Here is a 14,162-nt window from a genome sequence, read left to right as displayed (position 1 = left end):
CTCGGCTAGGACATGTCGCCATAGGTTGGTACGCCGCAGGTTTCTTCGAGAATGTCGCGGTCGCCGTATTCGCCGAGGCACACGTAATAGACGACGTCGTAGCCCTCGGGCATGTCGAGGTTGATGTGCTTGGTGGTTCCAGCACCGTCGTGGTTCCAGGACGTCTTCCACTGCTGCGTATCGGCCCGGTAGTAACGCAGCACGGCTGAGTGGCCGTCAGCCTTGCGGTCCATCAGGTAGAAGTGCTCTCCGTGGGAGACGAACTCGGCGCGGCCTTCGCAGTTATAGGCACCCGGACCATAAGTGCAGGCGTAGCTATCGGCCATGGCGGCGGACGGCACCGCCAGCAGACCGGCTACGGCGACCACGACGACAGTTAACATCCGACCCAGTATCCGCATTGGACAATGCTGACACCTGTCAATATCTCCCGCGTCCTCCGATCGGCCGGAAGGCGCTGCCGGAGCCTCTGGCCCCGCTTGACTGCCGCGCCTAGGATCCGACCGTGCCCACACGGTCCATTCTGTCGCAGCCAGTCGTCCCGGTCGTAGCCGCGGCGTTGGTGTTCGCCAACGGCATCGTCAATGCGCTACCAGGCGAGGCAAACCTGTCGGATCTGCAGAAGCTTCTGCTCAGCGGCGGTGTCGCAGTTGTCTCCTGGCTGTTGACGCTTGGCGTCGAAAAGGTGCTGGCGAACCGTTCGCAGGCCACAGCAGCGCCAGTAAGCGGCCCGCAGCCCCTTCCGCAGGCGCCGGCGTCAGTGCCATCGGTGATGTTCTGGGCTGGCGTGGCCTTCCTGCCCGCGGCCATCGCCGGCTCGTACTGGATCGGCGCCAAGGTCTTGGCCACGTTGTGGGACCTATTTGGAGCTGACCTGCCAGCGACGATCCGCGATCTGGACCCAGGCGGATCGGTCCGCAGCCGTGAACTGCTCGTCACCGTGTCAGTCTTGTTCGTTGTCGCACACGGGATCGCCGCGGCGGCCATGCTCAAAACGCGCGACCTCGCGGCACTGTGGTGCTCGACTGGCATGGCGAGAACTGGCGCGTCGATCGCCGCCGTCGGCCACCTGACCGCCTGCGTGCTGTGGGCGACCTGCGTCGCACAGCTCACGATGCCGATTACCGTGTTCAGCGTCGCCTACGCCGCGATCATGCTGATCGTCGTGACCGGACGGCTTCTCACACTATGGTCCTCGAAGCCAGCCACCTTCGCCGATTGGATGACTGTCGCCTGCTTTGGCCTCCTGACCCCGGTGCTTCAGATGCTGGAAGTGCTTTCGTGGCCGATGTTTGTGGCCTGGATCCGCCGCCGGTCGCGATCTGGCGCGGCGCAAGCACACGGCTGAATCCGCTTATAGAGCGCGACAAGGTCACCCGGACGGCGGTTCCAGCCGTTGCCTGAGCCCCGCCCATCCGTCCAGGACCACCGCTTCACCGCCGGAAGGTAAGTGACCTGGCTGCTCTGTATCAACAACAGCAGGGCTTGGGGTGAATGTTGGCGGAGGCTCACTGGCCGCCGCGCGGACACCAGCGGTCGCGACAAGGGTCACGGCGACGCTGATGCCGATCGCGGTGGCCGCCGCGACACCGGGCAACCGGATCGCCCAACTCCGGGCGGCAAACACACCGGCCGCAGCCGCATGCGCCGTTCGGCCATACGTGTTGAGCAGACCTACGCGCAGGCCCCATCTCGGCGCCCGCGAATGACGTGGCTGGTAGCGCCACCTCTGAGCCCATTTGGCAAGGCCCGCTTGCCGAGCCGGGCGGTCAATGACGCGGTCCTCATCACGCAGGACAGTTCTAAGAAGCACGAGGACCGCGACCAGCGTGACGGAACCGGTCGTGATGAGCAGAGCTGATCCGAGGTCTGCCAGGCTAAGGCGCGCATCGCGGGCAGCTTCAAGAACGAACGCCAGCGCCCAGCACAGCAGACCGCTGAAGATCGTTGCCGCACCGACGAAACCGGGCCGGGCGACTTTCTGCCGAAGTCCCTTGGCTGTCTCGCTGCTTCCCTGCTCCCGGCAGCAGGTGCACGGCGCTCGGTGCCTCCGGACGCCGCTTCCGTGCGGCCGGTCCATTGGCTGGTGAATCGGCGGATGGATGTCGTCACCTTGCCATTGCAGGAAGGAATCGGCCAGCGGGTCTTCCATGACGGTGGCCGAGATGCGTTGCGACACATAGACACGGCCAGCTCGGGCCGTTCTCGGTTCCGCCACCATGACGTCCGGTTCCGGCGGCGTTGCCGATCCTGCGGGCAGATCTGGGCTGACAGTTGGTACGGGCGCGCAGTGCGCGAGTTTGAAGTTGAGCCGCCCGATGGCTTCGCCAACGTGGACCTCCTCTTCATGAGTCGCACCGATGGCGTTGAGGTAGACCGTGACGAACTCTGCCGTCAGCGGTGAATCGCCTTTGAGCACTTCGTGTATGGCGCTGGAGGAATATGTCTGGTTAGGCCCGCCTTTGGCGACAAGAGCGGCCTGGCACGTCTGCATTTGGCTCGCGGTCGCCCGCAGCGACAAGCCTTTTGCCTTTCCGAGACAGCGCAGCATGTCTAGAAGCTGCGTCTGAGGGCTAGGCGAGCTGTCGTCTTTGGACACTGTAGGGACCGCACATGTCCGTGCGCGGTGGATCGGGTAGCTGACGTTGGCTGCGTTGCCTTTCGCCTTGGAAAGCTTCGCGGCGAGCTTGGCGATGTGCCAGTCGTTCTGCCACGGCGCCAAATCGGTGATGCCGCAGGCCTTGAGGTAGGCGGCGGTCACTGGCCAGGTCGGCACCTTGGCGCCATTGGCGGCCTGGGATAGCGCCGGCCCGGAGTAGTGGGCACCTTCTGCCATGTCGCGGTAGGTGGGAGAACCCGCCTGACGGCGGGCCTCCCGTAGCGCCGCGGCGAATCCGGCAGCGGGGCTGCTGACGGTTTCGAGTTCCTTTTCTTTGCGGCCGGGGCGCATGTTTACGGCACCTCCGCCGCGGCGGGCTTCTCGTCGGCTGAAGGACGCTCGCCGTCGTCCACAGGGGGGCGCACAGCCGCGTTAAGCAGGTGCCTGACCGCCCAGGCGACGAGCCCGATGGCAGCTGTTCCAGCCGCTCCGCCGAGCGCCGGGTTGCCTTGATGGAACCAAATCACGGAGAACGTCAGCAGTAGTCCGATGCCAGCCAAGGCGGCTAAGGCGGTGAAGACGGGGCCCAGTGTGGGCTGGGTCTCCTGTGCTTTGGGCATTAGGGTGCCCCTTTCCGGTAAGTCAGTTGATGAACTCTCTGTCCTTTGTGGACTCGGCTGTTAGTCCGGAGCCACCTGGCGCTGGTGGCTCCGGATGTGGTGCTGTGGTTGCGATGGCGGCACCGCCGTGGTGAATGTGCTGCAGCAGTTGGCCTCAGCTGCAGCCCTTGACGTTGCCGGGCCATGGCGGCGGCACAGCCGTCGCCAATGTGAAGTGAACACGATCCGGTGCGTGGCTTTGATTCCAAAGCGGACTCGCGGCCTTTTGTTCAGCGGCATTAATTCGCTTGGAACGCTCTGGCACTGCGGCTAGCCGCAATCTGGGCAGTGACGCTGCGTCACATTGCCCGGATTGATGCCAGAAACGCTGTCCGGCAGCGATGTGTTGTTGATAGCAACCTTTTGCTGCCCCTTGCCGAACCGTTGTTATCAACGCTTCACTAGAGGCGGCCAGCATGCTGGTCAGGTAAGCCCTTGATGCTCTCTCTTGGTTGCGATGGCCTTGGGCTTGGTGGGGTTCACCGTTGGCCCGGTGGGCCCCACATTTGCCCGTCATCTCACCGCTCCCGGATCGCTTGCCCTACCGCATCCGAGATAGCGGGTGTAGGACACGAGCGCGGTGGGCTCGCTGGTTTGCAGTTCATGCGACAGCAAGGCGCCGTCGGAGTCGGCGAAAATCAGAATGTCAAGGACGTCCGCCCCGTCGTTGGCCTGGCCGGGAATGGCGATGACCGTGCCCTGGCGCCCGCCCCGGTCGGCGAATCGGCCGAGATACTGCACGTCATCGGTGTCGGCCAGGACCTGCAGTAGGGCGGCGCGCTGACCAGAATTCAGGCAGAACCTGCTATGTATCAAGGTAATCACCTCGGCGAGTCTCATGTGGAGGGTGCTGGCGTAATGGTGCAGCTGACCGCCGAGGGCCTCGGGCCGCGTCGCGGGCGCGGTCATCTCGACCGGCGGCCCAGCCTGTGTTGCCGTCGTTTGCACCGGCGATGCCATAACCGCGAGGGACTCGTCGGTCGCGACAACGGAGGACAGCTGGCTGCCGAATCCATCGGATCGCAGCCAACGACGAACGTCGGCCACGGAGGTGGAGCGCCGTCCCTCAGCTGGCCAGCTCCGCACGTGGAAATAGGTATAAGGGTCAGCCTTTTCGGCAATTGCCATGTGCTCGAGGCCCTCGATGACACGGCGAAGGACCTCCCGCGCTGACGACCCACGCCAGGTGAAGCGTGCCGCCGGGACAACCCCCGGCGTATGGCTGGCAGCGTCAGCTTGAGCCGAGGTGCCTCGCCAGGTCGGGGCTGAGGCTGGCACGGCCGCTAGCGCCAGGCTCGCCGCCACCGCCGTGACGCGGATGCGAACCCGGTTTGCCCTGCGCCGCTTGCCTTGCGGCGGACGCCGGTGGCTATGCAGGCTCACTGCTCGCCCTGTCGTAGCCAGGCCCAAGCGCCCGGCGCAGGCGGCCGGCCGCACGCGCGATGCGCTGCCTTGCGGCTTGGGGCGCGACCCCAAGACCGGCCGCGATATCCGTGCTCTTCAGGCCCTGGACGTAGGCCTGCCACAGGAGCAAGCGGTCTGACCGTGGGATGCTGGCCAGCGCGCGCCGCAGGTCAATCTGCTCTTCTAGCGCCGGGGCCTCTGTTTCTGGTGCTTCCTGTTCCGCCGCACAGGATTTCTCAACTGTCACCTCTAGCTTCTCCTCCACCATCACCTACCGTGCCTCTTCGGTAGCTGTCCGCAATGCGGTGTTGTGCCTCATCTGTGCAATGTCGACAGACCAAGATCGACGTGACATCGCAAACATCACGAATTGGCACTAGTGGAGGTGCATTGGGCTGGTGACAGGGAGCCGTCCCCCGCCACCAGCGTTAATGCGGCTTAGCAGTAGCGATAGACGTGGTCGGCCATATTTCTGTATGGGTACACGTCGGAGATAGTGCGCCTACCGGTGCTCACGCTAAACAGCCCGTAATCATAGGAGTGGTCGGGCGGTCCGACGTGCGAGATGAAAACGACCGAGCCCCCGGACTGGTTGAAGTGAACGGCTTCGGTGCGATCGTGCCAGCCCCACCAGGCCAGGTCCTGCCAGCCACAGCTGGAAAGCTTGCCTCGCGGATAGCCAAAGTTGGTGTGCTCGTAGAAACAGAACCACCCTGACGGACAGTCAGCGACCCCGTTGACACTGACTTCCGGCGCGGCGAACGTGATGACGAACGTGCCGCCGGCGTAGGCGACCTCGGTATCACTAATCTGCGTTCCACCGGGATACCTGGCGAGATGAGCATCAATCTTGGCCTGAAGATCTTTGGTGGGTTTCACCGCCATAGCGCTATTCGCGCTGGCGAGCACCATGGCGACAGCCAGCAGTGTCGCCACCACGGCGGTGGTAGTGCGAGGTGGCATGGAAGCCCTCCTTCGCGGATGAGGGATGGCCCGCGGTGCGCAGAGCGGGCCAGCAACTTTGCGCGCGCTGCCACAGACAGTAGGTGAACCGTCACGCACGGACGCCAATGAGATACATAGATGACAATGAGTGAGCTGTCACAGTTCAGGTTCATGGATTTCATTCATACGCCGCATTGGACAGTCGCTGTCCGCCAGTGTGCCAACAATGATGACGCAGGGCTGACCGCTTTGGGCTAACCGCAGGCCCGGACAGCTCCCAGTTGATAACTAATCAATCCTGGCCCGGCCAAGTGACAAATTGTCATTTCCTGATGTCACACAGCCGGGCCGCCAGCGACATCTCATCAATAGCGGTACTCACCGTGTGCAGAACATCACCACTAGCTCCGCGGACGAAGGTGTAGGAGAGCTGCTCTTGGCAAGCGAAAGGGTGCGCGACGACGCGTGGCACAACGCGCTCGTCAAGGAATATTTCGAAAGGATCGCGAAGGTGCTTGCCAGCAAACTCCGCGGCGACATGGCTACCGCACGCGACCTAGCTCAAGAAACTCTGATCACCGCATGGCGCAAATCTGATGCCGTCCCGGAAGAACCCTATCCCTGGTTGATAACGACCGCCAAGTTTCACCTGAGCAATTACCTTCGGGCGCACCGCAACCAGCCGCACCAAGAATATGACCCCGACACCATGGCTCATTTGAATCCGCAGCCGCCAGCGGACGCGATGTTCGATGAGCCAAGCCTTGAGCTCTGCGGGCAGCTGGACCGCTTGCACCCCAACGATATTGAACTGCTTGAGCTCTATTACGAGCACCAGCTTGACACCAATGAGATCGCCGCGCACCTCAACCTACGCCCCGCCACCGCCCGCAAACGGCTGTCACGAGCCCGGGTGAAAGCCACCGCGATCCTTGAAGAACACCTACGCTCGAAGGAGGAGCCGAAGTGACGGGCCACATCAATGATGACCTCCTCCAGCATGTCATGGATGCACGTAATCCCGCTTATGGCAAGGAAGTGCCACCGCCGACTCTGACACCCGAGCAAATGCGTGTGGTCGCCGAGGCACGAGGCCGGCTCAGAAAGCCTTGGTATGCCATATCTTTCACGAGGCGGCTTGCCCTAACCGGTGGAGCGGCAGGGATAGTCGCGACTGTGGCCACTGTCTACTTCGGAGCCTCCTCGCCCGCGTACGCCGGTCCGGGCCGTCTCGACATGGACACGGCAGAACCCGCGACACCAGCCGCCAGCCATCTGCAAGATCTCATCCGGGCCGTGCGTCAGCAGCCGGATGCCACCGTCAACGGCGGCACCACCTATGTGCACCGCCAGGAGTGGACCGCGGACACGATCCACCCAGACGGATTCGTGGCCAATGACGTCAAACTCTGGTGGCATCAAGACCGCTCGGGCAAGGAGCTGCAAACCGCGCTTCCACCACAGACGCCCGGCAGCAAAACAGTGCAGTACCTTGACGCTCTTCCCTCAGGCTCCCAGACCGTCCCCATCATGTACGGGCCCGGTGAATTTTCCGACCTCCTCAACGGAACGCCGTCAGCCGATGCCGGACAGCTCGAGTCGCAGCTGGACAAACACCAGCCACGTTCCAATGGGCCACAAGCGATCCTGCGCGCCCTTGCCGACGTCTCACGGATCCACTACCTGCGCGTCGGCCAGCGCGTCGCGGTCCTCACCGTCCTGGCCGGCATTCCGGGCCTCGCCTGGCGGGGCATCGTTACCGACCGGGCAGGCCGGCTCTGCTATGCCGTCAGCCTCGACAGCGGCGGAGCGGAAACCGGCAGGACGAGCGACGTCCTTCTCATTAGCGTCGCGGGCCAGATATGCGGATTCGAGTCGATAGCGGTGGAGCCTGCGCCCAACTCCCCTGTCCCGCCGAACTCCGTCGTCGAGTACTGGCTCACGCTGCGCCTACAGGTCTCAGATTGACTCTGGCACGCCACATCCTATGAAACAGCGAACTCCAAGGCGTCACGCAAGACGCTCTTCAAACGGCTGTCGCCGTCAGAGTCCGGCTGCCACGCCGAGACCGCATACCAGCCGGTGCCCTCAAGCGCCGTGATCGGCTTGTTCATCTCCACTCCGGCCGGCGGCGACGGGAGCCGAAACAAGAGCCAGGTGGTCCCGACCGCGACAGCAGCGATCACGCCGTGCTCCACCACAGCGGGACGGCCAAACACTGGCACCACACTGGACCGTCCCGCGAGCTTGCCGAACATCTCGCCCAGATCAGGATGGGTCATCAGCTCCCAGCCGCCGTACTCCATGCCATGACCCGGCCTGTGAGGCGTGGCTGACGACCGCAGATAGCCGATGATCGCCGCGTTCGCGGGAGCCTCAAGCACCTCCGGTCCGGGTGGCTGCTTCACCCTCGTGCTCCCCTTCTGGCGCCGCAACTGCGCAGCCTAGATATAGAAAACGTCCAGGTCTTAGACCTGGACTTTCGTTGGTGGGCCTGACGCACCAGAATGCGAAACCGATCATTTCGGTGGCTGGCGATCCTCTGCCTGTTGGGATGGCATCGCCCAGAGGTCTGCGTCGTATTCGATGATCAGGTTTAGGGAGCCCTCAGCCAACTCACCACTGACGCGGTCTATGTGGTGATGGTAACCGTCCGGCACGTCTTCGCCAGCTAACGCCAATAGCTGGGTCGCCAACCAGACCAGCCCTGATCGGTCGGCGCGAAGGTTGACATCCTCACCGACAAGGTCAACGGAGACATGCCCATCGTCGAGTTCACGCCACAGGCCCCGTTCATCGGAGTAGGCCGGAACTTCAAGAACCAGCATCCGGACCGGCCGCTGCGCGCTATTTGCTGATGTCATGAGTGCTCCCAAGCCAATGTCAGGCCCAGACTTTACCGAGTTCTACGGCCGGGACGAGGTCGAGCGTCTCTGGTGCCGGGCAGTTCGTCCGTGGCGATATGGGAGTGTTCCGGTCTAAATCGGCGCTCGAAATGTCGCGTCGACGACTGCGGGTAAGCGGCTGCAAACCAGATCAACCGTAGGAGAATACGCGTGCGCGTGGCGAAGTGGAGCGGCATCCTGTGGTGATGGCCGCATTCGACCGGGAGAAGGACAGAAACCGTCCTGACTTTTTTCTCCTAACCCAGTCACCAATCGCTCGCGTCCATTCCGCTGAGACCTTGGCCGAAGTGACGGGTTGGCTGCGCGAGGAGAGGTATCACCTCATTGAGGTCGAGGCATCCTGGCTTATCTCCGTACATATGATTCGCGACTTGTCGGGGATGTCGTGGAACGACTGTCCTGGCGACGAGTGCTGGCAATGCCTGAGCGGATCGGTAGCCGGAATCCTTTGGGACACACCGGCAGACGCCACAGGAGTGGTCTTGGTTCTAAGAAACTTCGGTGTCTACGCGGAACACCGCTACGACGATGCCATGACCCTGCTCAGCATCATCGCCGACAGTGCCTGGAGCGCACTGACGCGGGGTCGACGAGCGCTATGCATTGCCCACATAGAGGATCGGAGCATTCCGCTGCGTAGGTCAGGCTGGCTAAACGCAGGCAACGTCGAATGGGCTTGGCAGGGACACAAGGCACAGCAACAAAATGCCGACGGACTGCAACTCTTATAGAGGGCCTGAATCGGACGCGCTTAGCCGCCGAACTGGGACAAGCGTGGCGTAGGGGAGAACTCCAGGTCACCAAACGGTTGGCGCAAGCAGTCTGCACGTGCGCCATGTAAGTGAGCCTGACGCACCAGAATGTGAAACAGACTGTCGCGGTGTCGGGCCAACCGCTGCCAGTAACGCCCGCTGGCATCGCCGTGCTGGGCAGAACCAAATGATTCACACTTGTCTACCTGTGGAGAGACCGCAGGATGCAACTGATGCGGTTGCACCGAACCCCCGCAGGAGGTGTGACCTGTAGTCAGCTTAGCGTGAAGATCGTTAGCGGTCATTCGGCCTTACGTACGTGTTGGGCAGCGCGTTTCCCGCCTACTCTTGCCCTTCGTGTGGCGAGACAGAAGGAAACGATGACCGGCCAGGAAGCTGTGGATTACGAACTTGAAGTGTGGGCCCGTACCCTCCTAATTGGATCGAGACGACCAAGCGCTGCCGAACTGGTGAAGGCGTACCGGATTCTGGCCCAGGTCAACCCCAATGCATACGAGCTGCAGCTTGCCAGGGCTCTCGTGAACCTAAGCTGGGACCAGGGTCGCCAGAACGCGCAACAGCGTCTGCCACTACTTGAAGAAGCGGTTGCGACCGCACGGACGGTATTCGGTCGAGAACCCACACGAACCAAGCCTCTTATCGACGCCCTCGACCCGTACCAGGTCACCCTTTACGAGCTCGGCCGCCGGGCCGAAGGACTGGCCGTACGGATGGAAATGGCCGAGGTGAGCCACGCAGCGGACAACCCCGTCGAGAAGAGATCAGGACTTCAGCCGCTCGCCTATGGACTGGCCGAGGAAGGCCGATATGACGAGGCAGCTGTCATGCTCAAGGAGATCGTCGAAATCGAGATCCCTGAGTACTTCTGTATGACGACCTGGGACCAGTTCAGTTTAGTCGCCACCCTCGAAGCGGCTGGGCAAGTCGGAGCTGCCGTGCACGCGCTGAACCGGGTCCTCAACAACGCCCGAAGCCAGCTCGCGATACACAAGACGTCGCTAAGCGATGTCTTTCACATGCTGGTCTGGTATGCGGTTCTAGCCGATCGGGCTGAACAGACTGGCGATGCCGTTTCGGCACGAACGGAAGCAGCTGACCTGCTAGGCAGACTCGCTGAAAGCGGAGAGCCACGCGGTCGGAGCGGCGAGCAGTTCACCACCGCTGGAATCCTCATCACCGCACAAGCAAGCGATGTTGAACCAATCGTTCCTGGCCAACCTCGGCCGGCGTTTGGGGTGGACATGAGCGACTGGTCACGCGACCTGCGCATCCGATACGTCGAACAAATCGGAGCAAACCTATGCGAATGCGGGCCTGTCAGCGCCGACACTATGGCACATGCGGCCCAGCGTGAACTTAGGCTGCCCCAACTGGCGACGTTACGCCGTCGTATCGCCATCCGAACTGCCGCTTACGGGTTGTGGCACCTCGGCCACAGCTTCCTCACCGCCACGCTGCCAGCCTTTGATGACAGCGTCGCGGCCGCGAGTCAGTGGCGCGTAGAAGATGGTGCGTCAGCCGACCGAGCATTGATCAAGGCGCTAACCGACCGATCCATGGTTTTGGTCGCCGGGCACCGATACGGCGACGCTCTGGCCGACTACCAACAAGCAATGACTTACATCGAACGAAGCGGTGCCGCACTCAATTAGCGATGCAGGCTAAACCAGCCGACGTCGAATCCAACAACCGTTGATCAGCTGGCGCGGGCACCGCGCACGTGCGTTATGTGAGTGGGCCTGGCGCACCAGAATGCGAGACATAGCGTCGCGGTTCCGGGTGTCCCGCTGCCGATATCGCCCGCTGGTATCGCGGTGTGGCCCCGGCCCTAGGCGGTCCGAAGCCAGCAACTTCACGAGGCGTCGCTGGCTTTCAGCCCAGCCTCGATGGCCGTCAGAAAATCCAGCAGCTCGCGTCGCGAAGCCTCGTTGTGTGTGCGGTGGTTGAGGAACATCGACACGACCTGGCTTGAGCGGTCCTCGACCACGTCGATCAATGTGGCAAGTTGAAGGCGAGCTTCAATCACTGCGGCCGACCCAGCCTGGCGGCACCAATCGTCAACGTGGACCGGATCGGTGGACACTGCGCTGATCCCGCAGCACGCAAGCACACACTCGATCTCACAAAAGGTGATGCAATCGCTAAGCGGCGACGGTATCTCGATAAAGACCTGGGGCATCGGTGCCTCCCTCCTGTTGAGCCACAACGAATGCTGAGCTGTCCGGATCCATACCTGGCCCGTTACTCTCTTTACGCCCGGTATTTTTGTACGGCTCATCGTCTCGGCTAACGGTCCCGTCGTAGGCAGCGAGGTCCTCGCCACTGAATACAAGACAACCCAGCATGTTGGCCAAGACCGCCCGCTGAACATTCGTCAAGGCGTTGAGGAAGACCGCAGCGTAGACCTTATCCTTCGTACAGGCTTCAGCAATTTCGTGGACCTTGCCGTGGGTCAGCAGCGTCCGGCGAGAGAACGGCTGAGACATCCGCGCTGCCCCGCCTGGGCGCTCGTTCCACCGGTCGGAAGCGCCTCGACGCTGAACAAATCGTCCAACCACCCGGCCACCGCGGGCCTCGACCAAGTCGGCGAGCTCGTCGAGGCGGGCCTCATACTCCCTATCTTTGGCCGAGAACAGCCCGACGATCACGACGTCGGCACCGTTGAGCGCGCCATCGCGGTTTCGGTACTGCTTCACGCTGACATGATGGCTTTCACCACGCCTCTCGGCCACAGGATTCTTAACCGTCGCGTACCCGTGACCGCTCAAAGGGCACTGGGACGAGCTGATACCAAGGCGCCATCTTGCAGTTCGGCCACCAGGGAAAACGTCCGCGCCTGCCCGCCATTCCCCTCTGTTTACCCAGACCGACTCGCACTACGGGCACGAATTGGGCACGCCCGGTCACCTTCCGCGTGAAGCAAACACCAGACCTAGCCGATCTCTGCCGGAACGTATCACGAGCTGCGTGTGGCTTCCGTGAGCATCCGCCACTGTGCGGGCCAATGCGTACGGGTAGTCACTCATTAGTCACGCGACACCTGGCATGCCATGCGCCAAACATCATGTGCCTGGCTGGGCTGACTCCGGGTCTATGAAGCCGTGTCGGCTCGGTTTGGATGACTCTTCCATTGTTCGTGGCGTAGCAAAATCCTGGCATAGGCGAATGCTGCTGCTGCGATTGCCGACAGTACGAAGAGGATGGTGCTTAGGTATGCCCACAGGTGTTCAAGGTCGCCATTAGCGGTGGCGAACCACGAAAATGCTCCGCCGATCGTGAACCCCAGAATTACCAGAATTGGGATGACTGGTGACTCGCCTGGATGAAGTGGCAAGTCGTCGAGGTCATGACGCGTGTCCGGGTTCTTAGACATACCGCTCCTTCAAATTCTCGGCGACCGCTGTCGTACGAGGCTTCTGGGTTAGGCAGGATCTTGCCACGCGCCCGTCTAGCTGCGGAATACTGTGCCCCCACCGATAACGGCGCCGCTGTTATCTTGACCGGGCGTGAAACTGGATCACTTTCGAGGTGCCAGGAATGTACGGTGTTGATTGGAGTTCAAGTGTTTCCCACCCCCCGTCGGCTAGTTGCTGGGATTGTCGCGTTCGCGGCCACAGCGGCATCAGTGGCAATGCCCATGCAGCCAGCCTTCGCTTCGAAAAACCCTAGAGACTACGTCCCTGGCAACGTCCGGCTTATCGAGGCAGTAAAGAACCACCGCCAGAACAACCCCCACGACTACGTTGGCCTTAACCGCGCGATCGTCGAGGCCGGCGGTTCGCCCGTCAGTTTCAATATCAGCTCGCTAGGGCTTGAGAACCTGTCACCGGAGCAGGCGCAGGCTGCAGTCGACAGTCACAAACAACGCAGCAGCACATCTGCCGCGACCACCCAGATGAGCACCATGGGAATCGGTGGCAACGAGATAGTCGTGGACGGCTATTGGTCAAAGGTGGATGACGGCGCTTACGGCACCTGGTACACGTACTTCGGATCATGGGACTTCACCGACGAAGGAACAGACGATCGTTGGGGCGGAACACCTTGGGACGCGTTCGGCCTAGTTACCTCACAGATCAACCTGTCTTGTTTCAAGATGGACGGACAGGCCGGCTATTTCTCCGCGCGGGATAATGTTCACCAAGCGCTCGTAGAAGCCCTTGGCGGCCCTTCCCAGTTCTTTGGAATCAAGGATGCTGGGCCAGAGTTCATCCTCTTCCGAGTCGCCGACTGGGTCGACGACAAAACTGCGTACGTCGACAACGGATGGGGCTACATCTCCTACAAGGTCACAAACCCATGTGATGACATGGCCCTCTACGGCAAGACGGTGTACGAACGCAACGATAACGGCTGTAACTGCTCCTGGAACTTTGGCGTCGACGCCTCTACACCCAGCGGTATGGGCTTCAACATCAGCTACGCGGGAAGCGATCTACCGGAGGCTCTGCCATTCTCGACGGACGCGAAATCGATCTGGACAGGCGATCCTTGCGTCTGTAGTCCAGGAGGCGGCGGCAGTGGCACCCCGCAAGGGACGCAGATATACGAGACCGCAAGCGATAGAGCTTGGAATAACTTGCCAGTGGATGGCGCATCAGGCGCAGTGAAAGGTTCAGCTGTAGCTGCACTGAACTACGGCGGCACCAAGCTCATCTACACACTTAGTGCTGGAAAGGTCTACGAGGCGGCGAGTTCGACTAGCTGGCTAAACCAGCCCACTGGGATCAGTGGAGTCACTGGGACCGCCATCGCCACGATCAACTCCAACAACGTCAAGTACATCTACACGATAATCAACGGCAAGGTTTACGAAGCCAGCAGCGCCAATGGCTGGACCAACCTGTGGACCGGCATCGAAGGTGTTTCGAGCGGA

Annotated in this window: 17 protein-coding genes; 6 read left to right on the top strand and 11 right to left on the bottom strand. The window is 61.8% G+C overall.

The annotated features are described in order from the left end of the window. Positions 1–5: 5 nt before the first annotated feature. On the bottom strand, positions 6–383 hold the full coding sequence (locus A3E1_RS43590; protein WP_020525338.1) for a hypothetical protein: 378 nt from the start codon (positions 381–383) through the stop codon (positions 6–8). 122 nt (positions 384–505) lie between these two features. On the opposite strand from A3E1_RS43590, the gene A3E1_RS0134210 reads away from it, so the two are divergent. Continuing rightward, on the top strand, positions 506–1,348 hold the full coding sequence (locus A3E1_RS0134210) for a hypothetical protein (protein ID WP_020525337.1): 843 nt from the start codon (positions 506–508) through the stop codon (positions 1,346–1,348). 24 nt (positions 1,349–1,372) lie between these two features. On the opposite strand, the gene A3E1_RS47555 is transcribed toward A3E1_RS0134210, so the two are convergent. From A3E1_RS47555 to A3E1_RS0134185, 5 genes are all read right to left on the bottom strand, one after another. Further along, on the bottom strand, positions 1,373–2,950 hold the full coding sequence (locus A3E1_RS47555) for a helix-turn-helix domain-containing protein (RefSeq protein ID WP_020525336.1): 1,578 nt from the start codon (positions 2,948–2,950) through the stop codon (positions 1,373–1,375). Between the two features lie 2 nt (positions 2,951–2,952). Beyond that, positions 2,953–3,219, bottom strand: coding sequence for a hypothetical protein (locus tag A3E1_RS0134200; protein WP_020525335.1), 267 nt, complete (start codon positions 3,217–3,219; stop codon positions 2,953–2,955). Positions 3,220–3,771: 552 nt separating this feature from the next. After that, entirely contained in the window at positions 3,772–4,641 is an 870-nt protein-coding gene (locus A3E1_RS0134195; RefSeq protein WP_020525334.1) for a hypothetical protein, read from the bottom strand. Then, positions 4,628–4,909, bottom strand: a complete 282-nt coding sequence (locus tag A3E1_RS0134190; protein ID WP_157631925.1) for a sigma factor-like helix-turn-helix DNA-binding protein — start codon at positions 4,907–4,909, stop codon at positions 4,628–4,630. The genes A3E1_RS0134195 and A3E1_RS0134190 overlap by 14 nt, the downstream gene beginning before the upstream one ends. A gap of 191 nt (positions 4,910–5,100) precedes the next feature. After that, positions 5,101–5,625 carry a peptidase inhibitor family I36 protein gene (locus A3E1_RS0134185; RefSeq protein WP_040392747.1) on the bottom strand — a complete coding sequence of 175 codons (525 nt, stop codon included), beginning with the start codon at positions 5,623–5,625 and terminating at the stop codon, positions 5,101–5,103. Positions 5,626–5,992: 367 nt separating this feature from the next. On the opposite strand from A3E1_RS0134185, the gene A3E1_RS0134175 reads away from it, so the two are divergent. After that, positions 5,993–6,577 carry an RNA polymerase sigma factor gene (locus A3E1_RS0134175; protein ID WP_020525331.1) on the top strand — a complete coding sequence of 195 codons (585 nt, stop codon included), beginning with the start codon at positions 5,993–5,995 and terminating at the stop codon, positions 6,575–6,577. Beyond that, positions 6,574–7,575 (top strand): hypothetical protein, encoded by a 1,002-nt coding sequence (locus tag A3E1_RS0134170; protein ID WP_020525330.1) that lies wholly within the window; start codon positions 6,574–6,576, stop codon positions 7,573–7,575. Before A3E1_RS0134175 ends, A3E1_RS0134170 begins: the two co-directional genes overlap by 4 nt. Before the next feature lie 17 nt (positions 7,576–7,592). Here the strand turns inward: A3E1_RS0134170 and A3E1_RS0134165 are convergent, their stop codons facing one another. Together A3E1_RS0134165 and A3E1_RS43580 are read right to left on the bottom strand one after the other, a co-directional pair. Continuing rightward, entirely contained in the window at positions 7,593–8,015 is a 423-nt protein-coding gene (locus A3E1_RS0134165; protein WP_020525329.1) for a hypothetical protein, read from the bottom strand. A gap of 111 nt (positions 8,016–8,126) precedes the next feature. Continuing rightward, the gene (locus A3E1_RS43580) at positions 8,127–8,471 is read right to left on the bottom strand and encodes an Imm32 family immunity protein (protein WP_157631924.1); all 345 of its coding nucleotides are present in this window, start codon (positions 8,469–8,471) and stop codon (positions 8,127–8,129) included. 227 nt (positions 8,472–8,698) lie between these two features. Here A3E1_RS43580 and A3E1_RS0134155 point away from each other — a divergent pair, with 227 nt between their 5' ends. Next, complete coding sequence (locus A3E1_RS0134155; RefSeq protein ID WP_157631923.1) at positions 8,699–9,244, top strand: hypothetical protein; 546 nt, start codon at positions 8,699–8,701, stop codon at positions 9,242–9,244. Positions 9,245–9,645: 401 nt separating this feature from the next. Next, complete coding sequence (locus tag A3E1_RS0134150; RefSeq protein ID WP_020525326.1) at positions 9,646–10,938, top strand: M14 family metallopeptidase; 1,293 nt, start codon at positions 9,646–9,648, stop codon at positions 10,936–10,938. A 200-nt stretch (positions 10,939–11,138) separates the two neighbouring features. Here A3E1_RS0134150 and A3E1_RS0134145 read toward each other — a convergent pair whose 3' ends face one another. From A3E1_RS0134145 to A3E1_RS0134135, 3 genes are all read right to left on the bottom strand, one after another. After that, a complete protein-coding gene (locus tag A3E1_RS0134145; protein ID WP_026209101.1) occupies positions 11,139–11,465 on the bottom strand; it encodes a DUF6331 family protein in 327 nt (108 codons plus the stop codon). Further along, complete coding sequence (locus tag A3E1_RS48100) at positions 11,428–11,982, bottom strand: hypothetical protein (RefSeq protein WP_211216047.1); 555 nt, start codon at positions 11,980–11,982, stop codon at positions 11,428–11,430. The genes A3E1_RS0134145 and A3E1_RS48100 overlap by 38 nt, the downstream gene beginning before the upstream one ends. A gap of 395 nt (positions 11,983–12,377) precedes the next feature. Next, positions 12,378–12,659, bottom strand: coding sequence for a hypothetical protein (locus A3E1_RS0134135; RefSeq protein WP_020525323.1), 282 nt, complete (start codon positions 12,657–12,659; stop codon positions 12,378–12,380). Between the two features lie 264 nt (positions 12,660–12,923). Here A3E1_RS0134135 and A3E1_RS43570 point away from each other — a divergent pair. Beyond that, positions 12,924–14,162, top strand: a 1,239-nt coding sequence (locus A3E1_RS43570) for a hypothetical protein (RefSeq protein WP_040392745.1), incomplete at its 3' end; no start/stop codon positions are given.

The organism is Catelliglobosispora koreensis DSM 44566 (assembly GCF_000379685.1).
Taxonomy (GTDB): Bacteria; Actinomycetota; Actinomycetes; order Mycobacteriales; family Micromonosporaceae; genus Catelliglobosispora; species Catelliglobosispora koreensis.
This window is presented reverse-complemented; position numbering and strand designations above follow the sequence as displayed.

Bases quoted from the DNA above. Each gene is read 5' to 3' on its own strand.
- A3E1_RS47555 (WP_020525336.1), bottom strand. From the start codon at position 2,950: ATGCGCCCCGGCCGCAAAGAAAAGGAACTCGAAACCGTCAGCAGCCCC.
- A3E1_RS0134145 (WP_026209101.1), bottom strand. From the start codon at position 11,465: ATGCCCCAGGTCTTTATCGAGATACCGTCGCCGCTTAGCGATTGCATC.
- A3E1_RS43590 (WP_020525338.1), bottom strand. From the start codon at position 383: ATGTTAACTGTCGTCGTGGTCGCCGTAGCCGGTCTGCTGGCGGTGCCG.
- A3E1_RS43580 (WP_157631924.1), bottom strand. From the start codon at position 8,471: ATGACATCAGCAAATAGCGCGCAGCGGCCGGTCCGGATGCTGGTTCTT.
- A3E1_RS0134185 (WP_040392747.1), bottom strand. From the start codon at position 5,625: ATGCCACCTCGCACTACCACCGCCGTGGTGGCGACACTGCTGGCTGTC.
- A3E1_RS0134155 (WP_157631923.1), top strand. From the start codon at position 8,699: ATGGCCGCATTCGACCGGGAGAAGGACAGAAACCGTCCTGACTTTTTT.
- A3E1_RS0134200 (WP_020525335.1), bottom strand. From the start codon at position 3,219: ATGCCCAAAGCACAGGAGACCCAGCCCACACTGGGCCCCGTCTTCACC.
- A3E1_RS0134135 (WP_020525323.1), bottom strand. From the start codon at position 12,659: ATGTCTAAGAACCCGGACACGCGTCATGACCTCGACGACTTGCCACTT.
- A3E1_RS0134150 (WP_020525326.1), top strand. From the start codon at position 9,646: ATGACCGGCCAGGAAGCTGTGGATTACGAACTTGAAGTGTGGGCCCGT.